Raw genomic sequence first — 21,847 nt, forward strand, 5'->3', positions numbered from 1 at the left:
TTGACGGTGCTAGGTGGACGCACGTAACGTGGCCGAAACCCCTCCCGTGTTAACGCTCACATAAGCGTTGGAGAACCCATGCCCCGAAGGAAACGCCTGTCCGCCGCGGTCGCGGCGGGCCTGCTGACCGCCACCCTGCCGGCGATCCCCGCGCTGGCAGCCGACGTCCCCACCCCCGTCGTCGCCTACGAGTTCGACGCCGACGACCTGACCACCGGCGTCGTCACCGACACCTCCGGCAACGGCCTCGACGGCACTCTCGTCAACGGTTCCACCGCGGAGCTGGTCGACGGGCGCGACGGTGGCCACGCCATCCGGCTGCCCGGTGGCGCGCCCACCTCGGACGGCGCCTACGTGCGGATCCCGCGGAAGGTGCTCGAAGGGCGTACCGACCTGACCGTCTCGGCCCGCGTGAAGTGGGACGGCACGACCGCCCCCTGGCAGTGGATCTACGCGCTCGGCAAGGACACCGGCCGGTACCTGTTCAGCACGCCGTACAACGGTGACGGCAAGCTGCGCACCGCTGTCACCAAGGACTACGCCGGCGCCGAGGCGCAGGTCACCGGCTCTGCCGCGCTGCCCGCCAACGCCTGGAAGACCCTCACGGTCACACTCGGCGGGGGACGGGTCACCACGTACCTCGACGGGGTCGCGGTCGCTGCGGCGTCGACCACCGCCACCGCGGCCGACCTCCTCGACGCGAGCACCACGAGCGCCGGCTTCATCGGCCGCTCCTTCTACCCGGACCCGCTGTTCGACGGCGCGGTCGACGACTTCCGCGTCTACGCCTCGGCGCTCACCGCCGCGCAGGTCGCCGACGAGTTCGGCGCCGAGATCCCCACGGTGACCGCCCTGTCGCAGACGTCGTTCGAGGTCCGGACCACGACCGGGACCGCCCCCGCGCTGCCCGCCTCGGTCGGCGCCGACTTCACCGACGGCTACGACCGGCAGGTCCCGGTCGCCTGGGCCGCCGTCGACCCGGCGAGATACGCCCAGCGCGGCACCTTCACCGTCAGCGGAACCGCCGCCGGAACCGCGGTCACCGCCACCGTCACGGTGATCCGCGAGGGCGAGCTCACCATCGACCTGGCCACCACCACCGGCGACTTCCACGGCGGCGCCGCCGGCACCCTCTACGGCCTGTACGCCGACGGCGTCCCCAGCGACAACCTGATCGAGGGCATGAACCTGCGCACCGTCTCGACCAAGGCGCAGGACGGCCCGCAGCACCCCGGCGCCGACGCCCTCGAAGTGGTCAAGCCGCTCGCCGACAGCACCGACGGCGACGTCTACATCTACATGACCGACATCCACCGCGGATTCCCGTACCAGTGGCCCGGCAAGACGCCGGAAAAGAAACTCGCCACCTACCGGGAGAAGATCGCTCGCCAGGTGGACCAGGTCCTCAAGCTCGACGAGAAATACCAGGACAACGTCGTCTTCGTGCCGTTCAACGAGCCCGAGGGCAACATGTTCGGCACCGGCGAGTGGAGCTACGACGGGGTGAGCTGGCTCAGCGACCCGGACGACTACTTCGCCGCGTGGGACGACTTCTACCGGCTCATCAAGGACAGGATGCCGTCCGCGCGGATCGCCGGACCCAACACCAGCATCCTGTTCGACCAGGTCAAAGGCTTCCTCGAACACACCGCCGAGGCCGGAACCGTGCCGGACGTAATCACCTGGCACGAGCTGAGCCACCCGGAGGCGGTCCGCGACAGCGTCGCGAAGTACCGGGCCTGGGAGTCCGAGATCCTGCCCGGCAAAGAACTCCCGATCAACATCAACGAGTACGCGTTCAACTACCACACCAGCGTGCCCGGCCAGATGATCCAGTGGATCTCGGCGATCGAGGAGTCGAAGGTCGACGCCGACATCGCCTACTGGAACATCGACGGCAACCTGTCCGACTCGGCGGTGCAGGCCAACCGCGGCAACGGCCAGTGGTGGCTGTACAACGCCTACGGCCAGATGACCGGCCAGACCGTCAAGGTGACGCCGCCCTACCCGGGGCAGAACTACACGCTGCAAGGCGTGGCCGCCCTCGACAAGCGCAAGAAGCAGGCCCGCGCCATCTTCGGCGGGGCAACCGGCGCCGGCTACATCCGGTTCGCGAACGTGCCCAGGTACTTCGGGAAGAAGGTGCACGCCTGGATCCGGGAGATCCCGTGGACCGGGCAGGTCGGCGACTCGGCCCGGCCCCGCCTGCTCGCCGAGAAGGATCTGGCGGTCGTCGACGGGGCCGTGGTGTTCGAGTTCGACCGGCTCGACGAGGCTTCCGCGTACGAGATCGTGGTCAGCCCCGCCGGGGAGAGCGACCGGACCGCGGCCCCGCCAGCCACCTGGCAGGAGTCCTTCGAGGCCGAGGCCGCGACCTACACGGGCGGCGGCTACAGCAAGAACGGGCCGGAGGGCTCGCCGCGCGACGTCTCCAAGTTCTACACGTCGGGCTCCTACAACGTCGGCGGCCTGCGGACCGGCAGCGACGGCGTGCTCGACTTCGACGTCACCGTGCCCAGCGACGGCGTCTACGACCTGAGCGTCTTCGCCAACTCGCTGAACACCTTCGACCTGGTCAAGGAGCAGGGGCCGACCAACGCGTTCCTGCGCGTCGACGGGGCCGCCGAACAGGAGGTGTTCCTGCCGCTCGGCTACAAGTGGGTGGTGTGGGACCACGCCGACACCAAGGTCCGGCTCACCGCGGGGGAGCACATCATCTCGCTGGCCGCGCGCAGCCTGGACGGGACGAAAGCCACCAAGGGCGACGCCATCATCGACCGGATCACCCTGGCGCTGCCCGGCCCGGCCGCGGCCACCGACGTCTACGAGGCGGAACTCGCCTCCCTCGAGGGCGGGGCTAAGCCCGTCTACGAGGGCCGCAAGACGTCCGGGGCCGGAGTCGCCGAGCTGGGCCGCGGCGGTGCCGCGACCTTCTGGGTCTACTCCGCGCGGGACGCGGCGGCCGTCCTCGACCTCGGTGTCACCGGCTCGGTCCAGATCGACGTGAACGGGATCGCGGTCGGCGGCGCACGGAAGACGGCCGTCTCGCTCTCCGGCGGCGTCAACAAGATCGTGGTTACCGGCCTGTCGAGGAGCGCGGCCGTCGACCGGCTCGGCGTGACCGCTTCGGAGGCGCTGCCGGCGACCGTCGTGGAGGCCGAGGACGCACAGCTTGCCGGCACCGCCGCGGTCACCGCGAAATCCCTGGCCGGCGGCGGATCGGTGGTCACCGGCGTCGGTGGTGCGCCGGGTAACGCCAACACCCTCACCTTCACCGTGAACGCCGCCCGGTCCGGCACGTACGCGATGCGGGTCCGCTACTCCAACCCGGAGCAGGCGGTCGCCACCCACTACAACCCCGACCCGCTGGCCCGGCCCGCCGACATCTCCGTCAACGGCGCTCCGGCGAGACGATTCCTGTTCCCGCACAGCTTCCACGACAACAACTTCTGGGAGCTGACCATCCCGGTGACCCTCAAGCGCGGCGCGAACACCATCGCGTTCTCGTCCGAGGAACTTCCCGACTTCGACGGTACGACGTACGCCTCCGACACCTGGCCGGACGTGCTGCTCCGCTCGAAGTACGCCCCCGTGATCGACAGGATCGCGGTGGCCCCGTTCAGCGCGCCCATCCGCTGAACCCGCGGCGGGCCGGCGCCTCGTGTGCCGGCCCGCCGTCGCGGGTCATCCGGATCGCCCGGGCGCCGCGGCCGGCCCGCTTCCCGGCGAACCGCGCACCCTGCTCACCGACTCGGGCCGGGAGCCGCGGACCGGCCGGCGCGGTTGACCCCGGCCCGGACGGCGGGCGCCACCTCGTTGGCCCAGCGGCCCAGCGTCATGCTGTCCGGTGTGCCGCCGCCGGGGGAGAACAGCGTGAACCCGGCCGCCCCGTGGTCGAGGACCGCCCCGGTCAGCTCCTCCACCCACTGCTCCGGCGAACCGCCCAGCCAGCGGCCGTCCGCGTCGCGGGTCGCCGGCAGCGGGCTGTCGGTGATCCGGCCCGGCAGGTTGTAGATCGTGCTGATCTCGGACGGGTCACGGCCCACCGCGACGGCCGCCTCGTCGATGACCGGCCGTGACTCGCGGTAGCGGGCGCTTCGCCAGTCGGCCGCGTGACCGGGGATCCAGCCGTCCGCCACCCGGCCGGTCGCGGCCAGCGACTTGCGCCCGACCGAACCGGTCCACACCGGCGGCGCCTCCACCGGCGCCGGTTCCAGATCGGTCACCCGGTAGTGCCTGCCCTCGAAGGTGACCGGGCCGTCGCCGCCGGACAGCAGCCGGATCAGCACGATCGCCTCCTCGAACGCCTCCACCGCCTCGCCCGGCGACAGCCGGGGCACGCCCATGTCGGCGATCCGGTCCCACAGGCCGCCCGCGCCCATGCCGAGCACCACCCGGCCTCCGGACAGCGCGGAGAGCGTCCCGACCGTACGGGCCAGCATGGCGGGCGGCCGGGTCGGCAGATTGGTGACGTTCGCAAAACCGGCGATCCGCTCGGTGCGGCCCAGGACCAGGCCGATCGCGGCGTACGCGTCCAGCCTCTTACCCAGGTAGGGATGGTCGGATAGCGAGAACAGGTCGAGCCCGTCCCGGTCGGCCTGCGTGGTCAGGCGCAGCCACTCCTGCCGGCCGGCGATCCCGTCGTGCGCCCCGAAACCGAAGACGACCTTGCGCATGGTCACCCCTCACGTGTCGTAGTTCGTACTCCGAACTATCCGTAGTTCGTAGCACGAACTAGCAGGGGTCCGCTAGGCTTCCTGGATGACGAAAGCGGAGGATGCGATCGGAGTCGTAGCCGCCTTGGTGCGGACGGCGTTCCTGGTCAACGCGGTTTATGCGGAGTCTGCCCGCGAGTTCGGACTGACCCCGCAACAGGGTCAACTGCTCTGCGTGCTGATGCCCCGGTCCTATGCGATGGGCGAATTGAGCACGATTCTGGGCCTCGCCAAATCGAGCCTCACCGGGCTCGTCGACCGTACCGAACGCAACGGTCTGGTCCGCCGGGACCCCGATCCGCGCGATCCGCGCGGCATCACCGTGGCCCTCACCCCGCGCGGTGCCGAGCTGGCCGACCGCTTCTACACCGAGACGTGCCGCCGCGTCGACGTTCTGCCCGCCGGCCTGACCGGCCAGGAGCGTGACACGGTCGCCCGGCTGCTGGGCCGGGTGATCCACGACAACGAGGTGCCGGTGGTCTTCGCGGAGTCCCCGCCGGACCACCCGTGAGCCACTTGCCCCAACCCCTTTTTCGGTACGCCGTGCGCCGCCCCCGCCGAATCCGCCCGTCCTGCCGACCGGGATAGGTCCGTAAACATGACACCCGCAACGGGTGTCGTCACAACCACCACGGGTATCGGGTTCTCAAAGCACACATCGCCCTGACGCCGGCTCTCCGCCCGCCGGGCGACACGGGCGCCATCCGACATCCGAGCCGTCCGACCCGTCGTCTTCCGAGTCCCCGTGGGGCCGGGGTCGGCACCCGGGGCTTCTGGCTGCTCGCCGGCCGAATGCGGCACGCGGAGCCCGCGTTGCGGGTCAGCCCGGCGGGCGCGGTGCGGCCTGGAGCGGGCAGGGCTCGCGTGGTGCGGCGGGATCACGCCCGGTCCGCCGGATCCGCCGTGTACCGTGCCACGCGGACATCGACGAGTTTCACGACAATCGGGAGATCGGGTGGGCGTTGACGCGCAGAACCGGCCGGATGACGAGGGGGCGCGGTTCGCGGATCAGCGGGCCGCCTCGCTGCGGCGGATGTTCCCGCACCACCCAGCGGCGATGCCCGCGACTTCGCCGCCGCCCGCGCCCGCGCCGCCGCGGTCGCCCGTTGCGGGGTCTCGCCGCCGCCGGGTGTGGCCGGCGGTCGCCGGGGGCGTGATCTTGCTGGCCGCCGCCGGGGTGGTGGCGGCGCTGCGGGTGACCGGCGGGGGATTCTTCGAGGTGCCGGCCGAGGGCGCGCCGGTGGCGGCCAGCCTGGCGGTCGCCCGGCCGCCCAGCCTTCCGGCGTCACCGGGACCCGGCCCGGCCGGTCTCACCGTGACCGGCTACTCGGCCTGCTCGACCGGCGGTTCGGTGGCCTTCAAGGCCACGTTCAGTGGCTCGTCGAGGTTCCGGCAGGTGTTCATCGACGCGGATCGCGACACCGAGACGGGTTACCGGATTCCGCAGGCCGGCGGCTTCGGTGCCGATTATCTGATCGAGAACGACCGGCTCTACCGGTCCGCCGATCCCGGCGGCTGGTCGTGGCGGCCGGTCAAGGGTGCGGATCCGCTCGTGTCCGTGACCGGGGGCAGTTATCGGTGGGTGGTCGAGGCGAGGTACGGCGGGGTCCGTGTCGTGTTCACCGAGTCCGACGGCGCCGATTCCGCCGATGCCAGGTACACGCCGGTGGTCCGGGTGGCCGCCTGCTGAGCGTGGGTGACCAGCGACACTTTCGATACGAGACCGTTCCGTTTCGCGAAGGCCGGGGCTAGCGTGGCCTTCAGAAACGGAACGGTTCCGTTTCGAAAAGGTTTCGGGGGCACCGCACATGAACCAAGCTTCACCACAGACCGGGCATCCCCGGCGCTGGGCGATCCTCGGCGTGCTGGTCATCAGCCTGCTGGTGGTCGTGCTCGACAACACGGTGCTCAACGTCGCGATGAGCACCATCGCCGATCCGGAGCGGGGCCTCGGCGCCACGCAGAGCGAACTCGAGTGGGCGATCAACTCGTACACTCTGGTGTTCGCCGGTCTGCTCTTCACCGCCGGCATCCTGGCCGACCGGTTCGGCCGCCGGCTCAGCCTGGTCACCGGTCTGGTCGTCTTCGGCGTCGCGTCGCTCGTCTCGGCGTACGCCTCCTCACCCGACGAACTGATCGCCGCCCGCGCGGTGATGGGTCTCGGCGCGGCGGCCGTCATGCCGGCCACCCTGTCGATCATCGCGAACGTCTTCGACCCGCTGGAGCGCCCGCGCGCCATCGGCGTCTGGGCCGGCGCCGTCGGGCTGGCCGTCGCCATCGGCCCGGTCCTCGGTGGTCTGCTGCTCGAGCACTTCTGGTGGGGTTCGGTCTTCCTGATCAACGTGCCGATCGTGGTGATCGGTGTGATCCTGGTGGGCGTCCTCGTGCCGGAGTCGCGCGACCCGAAGCCCGGCCGCATCGACGTGCTCGGCGTCATCCTGTCGATCGTCGGGCTCACCCTGCTCACCTACGGCGTGATCAAGGGCGGTGAGGACGGTTTCGGTGAGACGGCGGCCTGGTCCACGCTCACGGCCGGCCTGCTCGTGCTGGTCGGTTTCGTCCTCTACGAGCGCCGGATCACCTTCCCCTCGCTGGACGTGCGCCTCTTCGGCAACCGGCAGTTCGCCGCGTCGACCGGCATCATCGGCCTGGTCTTCTTCGCGGCCATGGGCTCGATGTTCTTCGGCGCCTTCTACCTGCAGATGGTCCGTGGGTACGGTCCGCTCGCCTCGGGCGCGCTGTTCGTCCCGTTCGCGGTCGGCCAGATGATCTTCGCGCCGGCCAGCGCCTCGATGGTCAAGCGGTTCGGCCCGAAGGCGGTCAGCACCGTCGGCCTGCTGCTCGTCTCGACGGCCCTCGGCCTCTGGCTGTTCATCGACGTGGACACCCCGATCGCACTGGTCGCCCTGGCGTTCTTCATCCAGGGCGTGGGCATGGCCAACGTGATGCCGCCCGCCACCGAGGCGATCATGTCGGCGCTGCCCCGGGAGAAGGCCGGCGTCGGCTCCGCGGTCAGCAACACGATCCGTCAGCTCGGCGGGGCGCTCGGCGTGGCGGTCCTCGGTGCGGTCGTCTCCTCGGTCTACCGCGACAACCTGGCCACCCCGGCCGGGCTGCCGGACGCCGCCGCCGAGGTGGCCCGCGAGTCCATCGCCGGCGCGCACGCGGTCGCCGGGCAGGCCGGACCGGTCGCGCCCGCCCTGCTCGCCGGCGCCGACAGCGCGTTCGTCACGGCGATGCACTACGCGGCCGTCGGCTCGACCGTCTTCGCCCTGCTCGGTGTCCTCGTCGCGGTGCTCTGGCTGCCCGGCCGGCGCCCCGCGCCCGTCCCCGCGGCCGCCTCGGACGAGGCGCCGGACCTGCAGTTGGCCGACGCGTAAACCCGTCGGTGACAATGAACGCCATGAACACCAGCACCGCGGCCGGCCAGGAGCGCAAGGCTCCTGGCCGGCCCCGCAGCGCCCAGGCCGACGAGACCATCCTCGACGCGGTCCTGGAGCTGCTCGGCGAGGGCCAGAGCGCCGCCGCCATCTCGATCGAGGCCGTCGCCGCCAAGGCCGGTGTGGGCAAGGCCACCATCTACCGGCGCTGGCCCAACAAGGAGGCGCTGCTCATCGACGCGGTCCGCGCCATGAAGGGTCCCCTGCCGGAGCCGGCCGGCCGCTCGGTGCGCGAGGACCTGATCGCCCTGATCCAGGCCAACCGCACCCCGCGCGCCCAGCGGTACAGCAAGGTGACCGCCTGCCTGCTGCCCGAGTTGCTCCGCGACGACGAGCTGAGGCGGATGTACCAGGCCCTCATCGAACCCCGCCGCGAGGTGACCCGCCAGGTCCTGCGCCGGGGCATCGAGACCGGCGAGCTGCGCGCCGACCTGGACGTCGAGCTCACCCAGCTGATGCTGTCGGCTCCGGGCGTGATGCAGTCGCTGTTCCAGCTCAACCTCTCGGTTCCGGAGGAGAGGTTCGCCGAGACCCTGGTCGACGCGGTCCTCCGGGGCGCCACCGCCTGACCTCTTGAACGGTGCGGCCGCGGCCTCCGTAGAAGAGGTCGGCGGACTTCATGCAACCGTGCGGGGCCGGGACGCGTCCTCATGGAGGAGGCCAGGCCGACTTGGGGGAGGGCATGGGCGGCGCGGGGGCGGTGCGGGTGGTTGCGGGAGTCGCGTACTGTGCGTACCCGTTGAAAGCGATATGGAAGTTTCTTGGCGGTCTGGCCGTGCTCTCGCTGGTTCTGGGGGTGGCCGGGGGACCGGCCTGCGCCATCGCCAACGGCGACAGCGTGCCCGACGGGCGGTACCCTTTCGCCGTCAAGATCAGCGCCCTCGGGATCCCGACGGCCGACGGCGGCACCCGGGACAGTTCCTGCTCCGGCGGGCTCGTCTCGCCGCGATGGGTGATCACGGCGGCGCACTGCTTCCGGGATGAGAACGGGCGGCGGGTGTCGCGGACCGTGGCGGAGCAGACCATCGCCACCGTCGGGCGGGCCGACCTGACCGGGAAGGCCGGGTTCACCGCCGACGTCGTCCAGGTCAAGCAGCACGGGAAATCGGATGTGGCGCTGATCCGGCTGGACCGGGCCATCACCGGGATCACCCCGCTGCGGCTCAACCGGAAGAAGCCCGCCTCGGGGCAGGAGGCGCGGCTCGTCGGGTTCGGGTTCACCAACGCCGGCGCGGCCAAGACGCCCAACCGGGCGCGGACCGGCAGGTTCGAGGTCACCTCGGTGGCGACCACCGAGATGGGGCTGGCCGGGATCTCGCCACGGTCGGACACCAGCCCCTGCGAGCGGGATTCCGGCGGCCCCTACTTCACCGAGGGGCAGACCGGCGCCGTGCTGATCGCGGTGGTGAGCCGGGGACCGGACTGCCCGCACACCGGGCCGGACATCGCCACCCGGGTCGACGCGCTGCGGCCGTGGATCATGTCGGTCATCGGCGACGACCTGGCGGCGGCCTCGCCCTCGCCCAGCCCGGCGCGGACCAAGGCGCCGGCCGCGGGCGGGAAGACCGCGGTGGCCGCACCGCCGACGGCTCCGGTGGACGCCGGCTGGGGCATCTCGCCGGTCATGCTGGTGGCGTTCCCGGCCGCGGCGGTGGGTTTCGTGGCGCTGCTGCTCCGCCGCCGCCGGGCACAGCGGGCGCGACGGTACCGCGGCAGTCGCCGGTACCGCTGATCCGGGGACCGAGGCCGGATAAACCCTCCTTGAGCTGCCTATTCGTGTGATCATGCGCGAGTCGCCAGTAACCGGGAGGTATAGGTCAGATGGCCGGATCCGAAGGTCGCCGTGCCCCGTTGTGGGCCAGACTCAGCGTCGCCGTGGGAGCCCTGCTGCTGATCCCGGCCGGAGGGACGGTGGCGGCCGCCGAGGTGGTTCCGGCCGGAGGAGTCATCCCGGGGGCGGACGTGCCGGCCGGGGCGCACGCCGCGCCGCGGGAGGACACCCGCGAACCGCTCAATTTCCTGCTCGTCGGCATCGACCCGCGCGGCGCACACACCAAGCCGCTGGCCGACACGATCGTCGTCGCGCACGTGCCGTCGAACCGCGAGGACGTCTTCCTCTTCTCGCTGCCCCGTGACCTCGTGGTGCGGATCCCGGCGTTCAAGCCGTCCGGAACCGCCGCCGTGCGTACGAAGATCAACGCGGCGATGGCGCTGGGCAGCCGGCAGCCGAACGGACGGTACAACCCGCGGCAGGGCCTCTATCTGCTGGCCCGGGCGGTCGGCAACGTCACCGGGATCCGCTGGTTCGACGCGGCCGCGATCGTGAACTTCGGCGGATTCGAGAAGGTGGTCGACACGATGGGCGGCGTCAAGGTACGCGTCGACCAGGAGGTCAAGTCGGAGCACCTCAGGCCGGACGGCCGCCCGCGGAACCGGACCGCCGAGTGCCGGCTGCGTCACGCGTGCCTGCGCCCGTACACCGGCCCGCAGAAGGTCTATCCGCGCAGTGCCGCGCCGGTGCGGTTCCGGGGATGGGAGGCGCTCGACTACGTGCGCCAGCGGTACGGCCTGCCGCGCAGCGACTACGACCGGCAACGGCACCAGCGGCAGTTCCTGAAGGCGATGGCCAAGCGGGTGATCGACCGGGACGTCGCCGCGATCGTGCGGTCCGCCGGTGACTCGCTGACCTTCGTCGACGGCGGGAACACCCTCGCCACCTGGCTGACGGTGGCACGGCGCCTGGACGTGCGGGGCATGACGTCGATCGACCTGCCGGGCACGGCGCTCTTCGAGGGCGGCGTCTACCGCGGCGAGAGGTTCCTGCCCGGCGCGAACGCGTTCCTCAAGGCCGTCGCCGAGGACCGGGTGGCGTCGTTCCTGGTCGACCATCCGAAAGCCGTGAAGATCGATCAGTGAACGGCTCCACCCGCTATGCGGGCGGGCCGACCTCGATGACGCCGCGGGCGCCGCGTTCGGCGTCGACCATCGCATGGCTGACGAACGGGTAGTGGCCGGCCTCCGGCAGCACCGCCTCCACGTAGCCACCGGACGCCGGGCCCAGCTGGAGCACCTGGGCGCCGCCCGGATCGTCCGGCCCCAGCACCCGGCGGCCCTCCAGATAGACGGTGTCGAACTGGGTGCCGACCACGTGGAAGGACGACGAGCGGCTCGGTCCGGCGTCCAGCACCCAGATGCGTACCCGGTCGCCGGCCGAGGCGGTGAGCGGCCTGTGCGCGTACTGGGCCGGGTAGCCGTTGAACATCACCGCGTCCGGCTGCTCGGCCTGCATCTTCGCCAGGTCGCCGACCTCGCCGTCCGGTCCGGCGTACAGCTCCGACTGGACCAGCACGTACTCGTGGTCGACCGGGGCCAGATCCGGCGGGTCGATGATCACCGCGCCGTACATGCCGTTGCCGATGTGGTGCAGCATCGGCATCGTCGAGCAGTGGTACATCCAGATGCCGGCCTTGGTGGCGGTGAACCGGTAGGTGAGCCGCTCGCCCGGGTCGATGGGACGCATCGGCCGGTCCGGGGCGAGCGCGCCGGCGTGGAAGTCGACACCGTGGTCGACGGTGCCGTCGTTGATCAGCGTGATCTCGAACGTGTCGCCGACCCGCCCGCGCAGCACCGGGCCGGGCACCGTGCCGCCGTAGGTCCACATCAGCTGCCGCACGCCCGGCGCCACCTCGATCTGCACCTCCTGAACGTGCAGGTCGACGCGGTGTATGCGGCCCGCCGGAGTGATCGGCGCGGTCGCGTCCCGGGCCGTGAAACCGGCCGCCGGCTCCGCCATGGTGTCGAAGCGGTGCCCGCCGGTCGCCGTGCCACCGGAATGCGCGCCGGCGCCGTGCGCCTCCGCCGTGGCCCCGCCGTCGGTGACGATGGTCAGGGTCATGCCGGCCTGCCGGTGCGCGGGCAGCGAGCACCAGCCGTCGACCGTGCCGCCGATGATCCCGGCGTCCAGGCGGGCACTCCCGTGCTTCTCCACCGTGCCGGTACGGGCGCCGTTGGCCAGCACCAGGTCGTGCCGCCGGTCGTCGGCGTTGGTCAGTTCGATGATCAGGCGGTCGCCCGGTGGCACGGTGATCCGGTCCGGGTGGAACCGCATGCCCTTCGCGGTCACCGCCACGGTCGTGGTGTGCCCGGTCGCGGGGACGTCGACGGCCGCCGCCACCGGCACGGGGCCGTCGGCGGCGCGCTGCGCGACCGTGCCGGCCAGCACGGCGAGCAGCACGAGGGCCACACCGGCGGCGGCGCCACCAAGGGGACGGGACACGACGGTTACCTCCGGGCTCGCAGCAGCACTGTCACGGCGGGGATCAGGAACTGGCACAGCGCCACGAGCAGCAGCAACGATGTGGCGATCCGGGCGTACGGGCCGGTCGGCAGCAGGAACGCGAGCAACGCGGCGTTGGCCATCGCCACCCGCTGCGCCCAGTTGCGGTCCAGAGCGGCGTTCCGCTCCCGCACCACGGCGGGGCCGCCGCCGAGCACCATCGGCAGCAGGTACGCCAGCGACCCGATCAGCACCTGCGCCACCGCGCCGGCCAGCAGCGGCAGCAGCACGATCCCGAACCGGTCCACGCCCTCGTCCGGGCCGCCCGCGGTGAGCAGCGTCCACGCGTCCAGGACGAGGGCGGCGAGCAGCCAGGCCGCACCGGCCGCGATCGACCAGGCGGCGAACGACTCCGGAGGCCGGGCCAGCCCCACCCGTACCGCCGGGATCACGGTGCGGACCACGGCCGCCGCGATCAGGGCCAGCCCGGCGGCCGTCACCAGCGGCCACCAGGCGAGCACCGCCACCGCCAGCAGGGTCAGGCCGGACACGGCCAGCGGCAGCGCGATCCGGGCGGCGGCGATCGCGTCGTCGGCCATCCTGGTCCGCAGGACGGTCGGCCACAGCGTCAGCACCGTGCCCAGAATGGTCAGCATCACCCAGCCGAGCAGGTTCACGTGGGCGTGGAAGAGGATCAGCCGGGACCGGGCGGCGTCGTCGGTGACCAGCATCCACGCCCCGGCGGGGATCCCGGTCAGCAGCGCGGTCGTGGCCGCCACGTAGTAGTGCACCGTCACCGCGAACCGGGCCGGCAGCGCCGAGCGGAGACGGGCGGTCAGCCAGAGCAGATGCGCGGCCACCGCCGCGAACACGGCAGCCGCCCCGCCCACACCCACCCAGGGCAGCTCCGCGGCGCCGCCGGCCAGCACGGCCACGACACCCACGTTGAGCAGACCCAGCCGGGCCACCTCGCCGGTACGCCGTTGCGGGGCGGGCACCCGCAGCACGGCCGCGGTGAAGTGGGCGCTCCACACCAGGATCGCGTTGGTGGCCGCGCCGAGCAGCAGCATGTGGATCGCCAGCCAGCGCCACGTCGGCAGCAGCGGATGGGCGAGGGCCAGCGCCACCAGGCTGGCCAGATAGAGCAGCGGCAGCGCTCCGGCACGCCGGTGCCAGCGGGCCCGCCCGGTCATACCGGCTCGCCCGGCTACTTCGGCCCGCCCGGCGATTTCGGGCCGCCCGGCGATTTCGGGCCGCCCGGCCATTTCGGGCCGGCCGGTCATGCCCGCACCGCCGTGGCACGGCGGGACAGGGTGACGGCGCAGCCGGCGAAGACGAGCACGGCCAGGATGTTCGCCGTTCCGGCCCAGCGCCACACCGGCTCCAGCCCGGCGGCGTCCCCGGCCACCACCCGCACCAGCAGGGACAGGTGCAGCCAGGCGAGCGGCACGTACAGCACCGGGTGGTACGGCAGCGGGCGGCGCAGCACCGCCGGAAGGATCACCGGGGCGTGCACGAAGATCATCGACAGGACGAAACCGAGGAACACGGCGTGCAGCGTGGCGTCGTACCGGGGACCGTCGGCGACCGGGCCGGCGCCCGCCCACAACAGCCCGGCCACCGCCAGCCACCCGTATCCGGCCAGCAGACCGACCGCGATGTACCGCGGCAGACCCGTCGCCCGGACGGTGCGGCGAGCCACGTCGTACACCGCCAGCCAGGCGGTCACCGCGAGCAGGGCCAACCCGAACAGCCGCGTGCCCGCCTCCGGCCGTACCGTCGCCGCGGTCGCACCGAAGACCAGCGCCGACATCACCGTCAGGAACCAGCGTTCGGCGGCGGGCGAGCGCAGCGCCACATGGGCCAGTTCCAGACGCTCGCCGGCGATCGTGCCGACCACGAACACCACCATCCACGGCACGATCTCGGCGACCGGGTATCCGGCCAGCCACAGCAGGGTGGCGGCGTACCAGCCGAACGCCCCGGCCGCCTGGGCCAGCAGGGCCGCCGACTGCTGCCGCGCCCACAGCGCCCGGTAGACGCCGAGCAGGCCGACCGACGCCAGCATCAGCGCCGCCCGGCCCGGCGGAACCGGGCCGAACAGCAGCAGGATCAGCGCGCCCACCGCGGAGAAGGCCGGGGCGAGCAGCCCCCACGTCTTGCGCAGGGCGACCGCCCGTTCCAGGGCCACCAGCGTTCCGACGAAACCGAAAACCATGACCGGGCCGTGCACCTCGTCCACCGGACGGGCCGGCGCCGGCACCGGGACGCCGAGCAGGAGCAGGGCGCCGTACAGGCCGCCGAGCAGGGCGAACGCGGCGCCGGCCAGAACGGGAAGCCGGGTCCTCACGTCCCGAACGTTAGGTCGCCGCAGGTCCCGCCCATCAGGGCCGATGGGCCCGTACCCCGTGTTTCGGCAGAGGGGCCGCTCAGGCCCTTTGCCGGATCACGGCCTACGGCTGCTGCACCATGAACGAGGCGGCCGCGGTGAAACCGTCCGATCCGTCCGGCTCGTCGATGTAGAGCTGTTCGCCGCGCCGGTGCACCAGGTGGTCGGGATAGTTCTTCGAGCGCAGCCGAACCGTGCCGACCTCGGTGCCGGCCTCCTGGCAGAAGGTGGCGTCCGCGCGGAACAGGTCGGAGTCCTCCGCGGCGTCGAAGCGCAGCCGATAGTCGAAGTGGCGCAGGTAGCGGCCATCGTCGGTCCGGAAGGCGAAGCAGGTGTCGTCGGCCAGGCCGGCGACCACGGTCAACGGCAGCGGGTCGACCGCCGACAGCGCCGCGAAGTCGCCGTCGGTGGTCAGGTAGGTGTCCGGGTCGCCGAGCGGCGACACCACCCAGGTGCCGGCGGTCAGCCGCGCCGGGACCGGGCTCGCCGGGACGGCCGGGGCCGTCGACGCCGGAACCACCGCCGGCGGCGCCGACTCGGCCCGCTCGGCGCCGCCGGTGGAGTTCCAGGCCACGATGCCCACACCGATCACGGCGACGGCGGCGACGCCGACCACGATCGGCATGACCGGAGGCGTACGGCGGGGCTCCCCGTAGACGGTTCCACCGGGACGCGCGGGCTCGGGCACCTGGTCGATCATGGCGGTGACCCTAACCGGTTGCCGCCCTCGGGCTCGAAGGGCGTCCCCACGCGAATTCCGGGGCGCCCGGCCGGGCCTCGGCGGTATCGGTGGCGCGTCGCGGAGGCATACTCTGGCATCCCGGGAACCGACGGAGGTGGCCGCCGTGCTCATCATTCTCGTCATCGTCGTGACCCTGACCATGGTCCTCGCGAGCGCCCTCTGGCCCGAACCGGAACCGGCCGAGACCGAGCCCGCCGCGAGCCCCGCGCCGAGCCCGCCGGAGCGGCCCACCACCTTGGAGGGCGCCCTCGCCGCCCAGTTGATCCGGGGTGAGATCAGCTCCCGGCAGTACCGTCGCGCCGTCGCGAAACTCGCCGCCCGCGACGATCAGCTGCGGCCCGTGCGCCCGCCGACCGGTCTCGTCTGACCGGCCCGGCCGGGCCGTCCGGTCGGCCCTGCCGTTCGGCGATCTTCCGGAGTCCGATGGAAGCATCGCCGACGGAAAGGATGCCGCCATGACAACGCTCGATCAGCCGCGGACGGGACCCGGGGCCGTGCTGGCCGGCGTCGACGAGACCCCGATCAGCTGCATCGCCGTCGACCACGCGGCTATCGAGGCGGAGTTGCGCGGCTGGCCGCTGCGCCTGGTGAACGTACGCGGCACCGGCTCCGACGGGGCCGGCGCCCACCTGCTGCAACGGCTCACCGACCGGGTGCACGCCAGCGCTCCGTCCACCCCGGTGACCAGCCGGATCGTGCTCGGCGAGGACCCGGCGCGCGGCCTGCTCGCCGAGGCGGTCGGCGCCGGCCTGGTCGTCGTCGGCCACCGGCACGGCATCACCTCCACCACCCTGGGCCGCAGCGTCGCCGACCGGATCGGCCGGATGCACAGTGGACCCGTCCTGGTGGTCCGGATGCCGGGCTGGCCGGCCGGGCCCGAATACGGGACCCGGCCCATCGTGGTGGCCGCCGACGACACGCCGCCGGCCCGGGCGGCCGTCGACTTCGCGCTCGGCGAGGCACAGGCCCGCGGCTGTGACGTCACCCTGCTGCACATCTCCGGCGGCAGCGAACTCGCCTACCGCCGGGACGTGCAGGCCGGGGTGTCGGTCCACCACCGGGTCGTGGAGGGCGACCCCGTGCTCGCCCTGGTCGAGGCGTCCGGCACGGCCGCGGCCGTGGTGGTCACCCGAACCGGTCCGGCCGCGTACGTGCTGCCGCAGCGGGCCCTCTGCCCGGTCTTCCTGGTCGGTTGATCAGCGGCAGCCGAACCCTTCCTCGTACCCCTTCGGGACCTCGCCCTTCTTGGTGACCCGGTCGGCGAGTTCCCAGATCGCCTCCGGCCAGTCGCCCTCGGTGTTCATCTCCTGCAGGACCTTCCACCGGCGGCTGCTCTGCAGCGCGGCCGAAGCCCGGCCCAGCGCCTCCTTGTCGCCGGCCTCCTCGGCCCGCGCCCATTCGGTGATCCAGCTGCACGTCACCTGGCCGGTGACGGCCGCCCCGAAGTGGTACGGCGAGTTGGCGCCCGCCACGTTCACCGCGGCCACGTCGAAGCCCGGCGGGATGGGCATGTCGGCGAGCACCTTGGCGGCCGCCTCGCGCACCTTGCCCGGCGTGACGACCTCCGGCGGCAGCGCGGCCAGGAACTCCTCGGCGCTGACCTGCTTCACGGCGGCGAGCAGCGCGTCGTACTCGCCCCGTGTCCAGCCGGGGCCGCTACGCATCTCGACGAAGGTGCTGCCGTCCGGCTTGCGCATGGCCGCCCACTCCCCGCCACCGTAGGTGACGACGCTCGCCTCGGCGCCGGCCACCGTGGTGAACTCCGGCTTGCTGACCTCCAGCCGGTCCTTGTAGTAGCTGTCGTACTGGTCGGCGGCGTACCAGTTCATCTGGATCGATCGTTTGCCGTTGACGAACTCGATCGTGCCTTCGGCGGCGGCGAACCCGTACACCGTGGTGATCTTCCAACCCGGCCGGCCGATCAGCAGGCGCGGATGAGCCTCCGCGGCCTTGAGGTCGAGCTGGTAGCCGCCGCCCGCGCCGCCCGAGTCCGAGCTGGGCAGTCCGAGAGGCCCGGACCAGGCGCCGGTCGAGCCGCCGGGATCCGGCTGGTCGCGCAGCAGGGCGGTGGCGCCGATGACACCGGTGACGGCGGCCGCCGCGGCCACCGCGCCGATCAGGCGCCGGGACAGGCCGCGGCGCGGGCCGTCGCCGTCGACGACGTCGAGCTTCGGTGTGGACATGATCTCCTCCAGGAGCTGCTGCTCCGCCCCGCCGAGGCGGGCGACGAGATCGGGACGGTACGGGTCGGCGTCTCGAACCATGCGGTCGAGGTGCTCGTCTGTCATCGGCCCTCCTTCGGGACGGTCGCGGTCAGGACATCGAGTACATGTCCGGGCGGTCCCAGATCGTCACCGATCATCTCCCGCATCCGCGATCGGGCCCGCGACAGCCGCGTCCGAACCGCGGCCGCGCTCGCCCCCACCACCTCGGCGATCTCACGCGGCTGCAAACCCTCCCACACGGCCAGGGTGAGAACCTCACGGTCCGTCTCGGCAAGACGAGCCAGAGCATTCTGTACGGCCAGACGTTGCGGAACCTCGGCACCCGGATCGCGGGCGACGAACGCGGTCAGCCGCTGGCGCAGGCGCTCACCAAGCCGCTCACGACGGACACCACCGCGATGATGGTTGGCCAGCACCCGGCGGGCGACGCCGTACAACCAGAGTGTGATCTCGTCATCGGGCGGCAGCTCACGACTGCGGCGCCAGGCCACCAGAAACGTCTCGGCGACCACGTCGGCGGCGTCCTCCGGCTGATCGACGCGCCGCAACGCGTAGGCCAGGAGCGCCTCGAAGTTGCCGGCGTAGACGCGCCGGAATCGGTCTTCCTGCTCAGTCCCAGAACCCACGTCACGTCCATGTCCGGTCGCCGGCCGAACGTTACAGCAAGTCCGTTCTCCGCTGAGCCGGGTGCACCTACCGGTCCGGGGCGTCCTCGCCCGGATCCAGGCACACCGGCACGGTGCCCGGCGGGCCGGCCGTCGCACACGCCCGCCGGGCACGTCCCCGCCACCGGATGCCGACACCATCCGGTGGCAGGCTCACGCGCCGGTCACACCGAAGCGGTAGATCGTCGTGGAGAGATACCGCTGGCCGGGCCGCAGCACCGTCGACGGGAAGTTCGCGTGGTTCGGCGAGTCCGGGAAGTGCTGCGTCTCCAGCGCGAACCCGTCACCCTGCCGGTACGGCCGACCGCTCGCGCCGATGATCGTGCCGTCCAGGAAGTTGCCCGAGTAGAACTGCATGCCCGGCTCGGTCGTCAGCACCGTCAGGGTACGGCCGCTCACCGGCTCCACCACGTGGGCCGCCGACTCCGGCTCGCCCTCACGCGGGCGCAGCACCCAGTTGTGGTCGTAGCCGCGCCCGTACAGCATCTGGGTCTCGCCGGCCCGGACGCGGCCGCCGATCGTGGCCGGATCGCGGAAGTCCAGCGCCGTCCCGGCCACCGGCGCGATCTTCCCGGTCGGGATGAGGCCCTCGCCGACCGGCGTGAACTCGTCGGCGTCGATGCGCAGCACGTGATCGTAGACGTGCCCCTCACCCTCGCCGGCCAGGTTGAAGTAGCTGTGATTGGTCAGGTTCACCACGGTCGCCGCGTTCGTGGTGGCCAGGTAGTCGATGCGCAGCCCACCGTCCGCGGTCAGCGTGTAGGTGACCGTCATGCTCAGCTCACCCGGGAAACCCTGGTCCCCGGCCGGGCTCACGTGGGTCAGCGCGATCCCGCCGTCCACCGTCGTGGCCGCCCAGATCACCTTGTCGAAGCCGGTCGTGCCGCCGTGCAGGCTGTTCACACCGTCGTTGACCGGGATCTGGTAGGTGACGCCGTCCAAGGTGAAACGGCCCTCGGCGATCCGGTTGCCGAACCGGCCGATGATCGCCCCGAAATACGGTCCGGGGTTGTCCAGATAGCCCTGGATCGTGTCGAAGCCCAGCGCCACGTTCGCCGGCGTGCCGTCGCGGTCCGGAGTCTCGACCGACTGGACGATGCCGCCATAGGTGATGACCCGCACCCGCAACCCTCGACCGTTGTCGAGGGTGAAGCGCTCGACGGGGCCCTCCGGCGTGGAACCCCACGCCTCACGGGAGATAGCGACAGCATCCGATGACATGGGGGTGACACTCCAGACTTTTCGGCAATGGGCGGCCGCAGCATATCGCCCGGAAGTTGCCCTGTGTGACCGCCTTGCACCTGGTGGGACGGTGCTCACTCGCGCCGCCGCCGCCCGCCTGCGCACGGCCGCCGTCCGCTGCCCGCCGGGTGTGCCGTCCGCCGCTCATTTCCGGTATTCCGGGTACGGGGTGCGGCCCGCCGGACCTGACCGGGCGCGCGTCGAACCGCGATGCCGTGACTGTCCGTGGCCGGTGGTGCCGTCGGGGGACGTGACGCTTACGGCGTACACCATCGGGGTTTGTCTCATCGCGAAGCGCGAACGTCGCGGCCGCCCGTGCCGTCGCGGTCCGCGAGAGGCCGGGGAATCAGCCGAGGAAGTCGAGCACCCGGCGCAGCAGCAGAGCGGTGGCCTCACGGTCGTAGGACGGCAGCGTCCGATCGGCGAAATAGTGCTGGTCACCGGGGTAGAGGAACAGCTCCGCGGACTTGGACCCGGCGACGATCGCGCGAGCCGCGTCGAGATCGCCCTCCTCGGCGAAGATCGGATCACGATCCATGCCGTGAATCTGAACCGGCACGTCATCGGGCCAGGCGGCGCCGAACTCCGACGCCGGGACACACGAATAGAACAGCAGCGCGCCACGAGCCCCCGGCCGCGTCTGCGCCAGCTTCTGCGCGGGCAGCACACCGAGCGAGAAGCCGGCATACACCACCTCGGACGGCAAGCCCTCCACGGCGCGGACACCCCGCTCGATCACCTCGCCGAAACCGATCCGCTCGGCGTTTCGCACACCCTCCGGCAGCGTCGGGAAGGTCTCACCCTCGAACAGATCAGGCGTGTGCACGACGTGACCCGCGGCGCGCAGATCGTCGGCGAAACCGGTGACACCGGGCGTCAGCCCCAGGGCATGGTGGAACAGGACGACCTCGGCCATACCGCCATCCTAATCACCCTTGACGTTCACCAGCTGACGCAGCGTGTGGCGAACCTCCACCAGATCAGCGGCATCCTTCATGACCACGTCGATCGGCTTGTACGCCTGCGGGATCTCGTCGAGGAAGGCGTCGGTGTCGCGGAACTCGATGCCCTTCATCGCCGTCCGCAACTGCTCACGGGTGAAGGTCTTGCGGGCCCTGGTTCGCGAATACGCCCGCCCGGCACCGTGCGGCGACGAGTTCAGCGACATGGCGTCACCCTTGCCGACCACCACATACGATGCGTCGCCCATCGAGCCGGGGATCAAACCGGGCACCCCGCGGGCCGCGTTGATCGCCCCCTTGCGCGACAGCCACACCGTCTCACCGAAATGCGTCTCCCGCTCCGTGTAGTTGTGATGGCACTGCACCCGCTCCACCTCGTCGACCGGGCCGCCCACGAACTCGGCGAAGCAGGCGATCACCCGGTCCATCATCTCGTCCCGGTTGACCAGCGCGAAATCCTGCGCCCAGCGCAGCTCCCGCAAATAGGCGCCGAACTCCTCGGTGCCCTCCCGCAGATAGGCCAGATCCGGATGAGGCACGCTGATCCCCTCACGGGCGGCGAACTCCTGCGCCACCCCGGATGTGATGACTCGCGATCTTGTTGCCGACGCCCCGCGAGCCCGAGTGCAGGAACAACCACACCCGCCCGGACTCGTCCCGGCACACCTCGATGAAATGATTGCCACTGCCCAGGGAACCGAGCTGCAACTCCCAATTCCTCGCATACCCCGCCGGGTCGAAACCGGCCCGCTCCGCCTCGACGGTCAGCCGCCCCACCCGCACCCGCGCCGAATCGGTGAGCCTCGCGTTGTACGACCCCGCCGACAACGGCACGGCCCGCTCGATCGACGTGCGCAGCGCGGCCAGCCCCGAGGGCAACTCGTCCCGGTGATAGCGGGTCCGGACAGCAGCCATCCCGCAACCGATGTCCACACCCACCGCGGCCGGGATGATCGCGCCACGGGTCGGGATCACCGAACCGACCGTGGCGCCCTTGCCCAGATGCGCGTCCGGCATCAGCGCGATGTGCGGGTGGATGATCGGCAGCCGCGACGCCAGCTCGGCCTGCCGCCGGGTCTCGTCCTCCAGGATGCTGGCCCAGCTCATCAGCCGGCTGTTGATCTGCTGCACCCCGCCCACGTTAGTCAGTACCGGCCTGCACCGCGGTTAACCTCCCAGACCTGCCGCGGG

The 21,847-nt window shown here is 71.7% G+C and carries 20 protein-coding genes; 9 read left to right on the forward strand and 11 right to left on the reverse strand.

Going from position 1 to position 21,847, the window contains the following annotated elements:
• Positions 1–78 precede the first annotated feature (78 nt).
• Positions 79–3,639 (forward strand): LamG-like jellyroll fold domain-containing protein, encoded by a 3,561-nt coding sequence (locus tag AB0I88_RS27060; RefSeq protein ID WP_361030277.1) that lies wholly within the window; start codon positions 79–81, stop codon positions 3,637–3,639.
• A gap of 104 nt (positions 3,640–3,743) precedes the next feature.
• Here the strand turns inward: AB0I88_RS27060 and AB0I88_RS27065 are convergent, their stop codons facing one another.
• A complete protein-coding gene (locus tag AB0I88_RS27065; RefSeq protein ID WP_361030280.1) occupies positions 3,744–4,676 on the reverse strand; it encodes an LLM class flavin-dependent oxidoreductase in 933 nt (310 codons plus the stop codon).
• 85 nt (positions 4,677–4,761) lie between these two features.
• Between AB0I88_RS27065 and AB0I88_RS27070 the strand changes: the two genes are divergently transcribed.
• The 6 genes from AB0I88_RS27070 to AB0I88_RS27095 all read left to right on the forward strand — a co-directional run bounded on the left by AB0I88_RS27070 (position 4,762) and on the right by AB0I88_RS27095 (position 11,071).
• Positions 4,762–5,226, forward strand: coding sequence for a MarR family winged helix-turn-helix transcriptional regulator (locus AB0I88_RS27070; protein ID WP_361030283.1), 465 nt, complete (start codon positions 4,762–4,764; stop codon positions 5,224–5,226).
• A gap of 444 nt (positions 5,227–5,670) precedes the next feature.
• Complete coding sequence (locus AB0I88_RS27075; RefSeq protein ID WP_361030286.1) at positions 5,671–6,405, forward strand: hypothetical protein; 735 nt, start codon at positions 5,671–5,673, stop codon at positions 6,403–6,405.
• A 118-nt stretch (positions 6,406–6,523) separates the two neighbouring features.
• A complete protein-coding gene (locus AB0I88_RS27080) occupies positions 6,524–8,095 on the forward strand; it encodes an MFS transporter (protein ID WP_361030289.1) in 1,572 nt (523 codons plus the stop codon).
• A gap of 23 nt (positions 8,096–8,118) precedes the next feature.
• Positions 8,119–8,724 carry a TetR/AcrR family transcriptional regulator gene (locus AB0I88_RS27085; protein ID WP_361030292.1) on the forward strand — a complete coding sequence of 202 codons (606 nt, stop codon included), beginning with the start codon at positions 8,119–8,121 and terminating at the stop codon, positions 8,722–8,724.
• Between the two features lie 206 nt (positions 8,725–8,930).
• On the forward strand, positions 8,931–9,887 hold the full coding sequence (locus AB0I88_RS27090; protein ID WP_361030294.1) for a trypsin-like serine protease: 957 nt from the start codon (positions 8,931–8,933) through the stop codon (positions 9,885–9,887).
• Between the two features lie 89 nt (positions 9,888–9,976).
• Positions 9,977–11,071 carry an LCP family protein gene (locus AB0I88_RS27095; RefSeq protein ID WP_361030297.1) on the forward strand — a complete coding sequence of 365 codons (1,095 nt, stop codon included), beginning with the start codon at positions 9,977–9,979 and terminating at the stop codon, positions 11,069–11,071.
• 13 nt (positions 11,072–11,084) lie between these two features.
• Here AB0I88_RS27095 and AB0I88_RS27100 read toward each other — a convergent pair whose 3' ends face one another.
• From AB0I88_RS27100 to AB0I88_RS27115, 4 genes are all read right to left on the reverse strand, one after another.
• Complete coding sequence (locus AB0I88_RS27100) at positions 11,085–12,431, reverse strand: multicopper oxidase domain-containing protein (protein ID WP_361030300.1); 1,347 nt, start codon at positions 12,429–12,431, stop codon at positions 11,085–11,087.
• Positions 12,432–12,436: 5 nt separating this feature from the next.
• Positions 12,437–13,624, reverse strand: a complete 1,188-nt coding sequence (locus tag AB0I88_RS27105) for a hypothetical protein (protein WP_361030303.1) — start codon at positions 13,622–13,624, stop codon at positions 12,437–12,439.
• An 86-nt stretch (positions 13,625–13,710) separates the two neighbouring features.
• Positions 13,711–14,781, reverse strand: a complete 1,071-nt coding sequence (locus AB0I88_RS27110; protein WP_361030306.1) for a hypothetical protein — start codon at positions 14,779–14,781, stop codon at positions 13,711–13,713.
• A 103-nt stretch (positions 14,782–14,884) separates the two neighbouring features.
• Positions 14,885–15,520, reverse strand: a complete 636-nt coding sequence (locus AB0I88_RS27115; RefSeq protein WP_361030309.1) for an AbfB domain-containing protein — start codon at positions 15,518–15,520, stop codon at positions 14,885–14,887.
• A 145-nt stretch (positions 15,521–15,665) separates the two neighbouring features.
• On the opposite strand from AB0I88_RS27115, the gene AB0I88_RS27120 reads away from it, so the two are divergent.
• Complete coding sequence (locus AB0I88_RS27120) at positions 15,666–15,929, forward strand: hypothetical protein (RefSeq protein ID WP_361030312.1); 264 nt, start codon at positions 15,666–15,668, stop codon at positions 15,927–15,929.
• 88 nt (positions 15,930–16,017) lie between these two features.
• Positions 16,018–16,758, forward strand: a complete 741-nt coding sequence (locus tag AB0I88_RS27125; RefSeq protein ID WP_361030315.1) for a universal stress protein — start codon at positions 16,018–16,020, stop codon at positions 16,756–16,758.
• On the opposite strand, the gene AB0I88_RS27130 is transcribed toward AB0I88_RS27125, so the two are convergent.
• The 6 genes from AB0I88_RS27130 to AB0I88_RS27155 form a co-directional block, all read right to left on the reverse strand.
• Entirely contained in the window at positions 16,759–17,850 is a 1,092-nt protein-coding gene (locus AB0I88_RS27130; protein WP_361030318.1) for a hypothetical protein, read from the reverse strand.
• Positions 17,847–18,413: a sigma-70 family RNA polymerase sigma factor gene (locus tag AB0I88_RS27135; protein WP_361030321.1), complete on the reverse strand. Its 567-nt coding sequence runs from the start codon at positions 18,411–18,413 to the stop codon at positions 17,847–17,849. Before AB0I88_RS27135 ends, AB0I88_RS27130 begins: the two co-directional genes overlap by 4 nt.
• 192 nt (positions 18,414–18,605) lie before the next feature.
• A complete protein-coding gene (locus AB0I88_RS27140) occupies positions 18,606–19,673 on the reverse strand; it encodes an aldose epimerase family protein (RefSeq protein ID WP_361030324.1) in 1,068 nt (355 codons plus the stop codon).
• 367 nt (positions 19,674–20,040) lie between these two features.
• Positions 20,041–20,610: a dienelactone hydrolase family protein gene (locus AB0I88_RS27145; RefSeq protein ID WP_361030327.1), complete on the reverse strand. Its 570-nt coding sequence runs from the start codon at positions 20,608–20,610 to the stop codon at positions 20,041–20,043.
• Positions 20,611–20,619: 9 nt separating this feature from the next.
• Entirely contained in the window at positions 20,620–21,231 is a 612-nt protein-coding gene (locus tag AB0I88_RS27150) for an RtcB family protein (RefSeq protein WP_361030330.1), read from the reverse strand.
• Complete coding sequence (locus AB0I88_RS27155) at positions 21,206–21,787, reverse strand: RtcB family protein (protein ID WP_361030333.1); 582 nt, start codon at positions 21,785–21,787, stop codon at positions 21,206–21,208. Before AB0I88_RS27155 ends, AB0I88_RS27150 begins: the two co-directional genes overlap by 26 nt.
• Positions 21,788–21,847: the final 60 nt, after the last annotated feature.

It is taken from the genome of Actinoplanes sp. NPDC049802 (assembly GCF_040656595.1).
GTDB lineage: Bacteria > Actinomycetota > Actinomycetes > Mycobacteriales > Micromonosporaceae > Actinoplanes.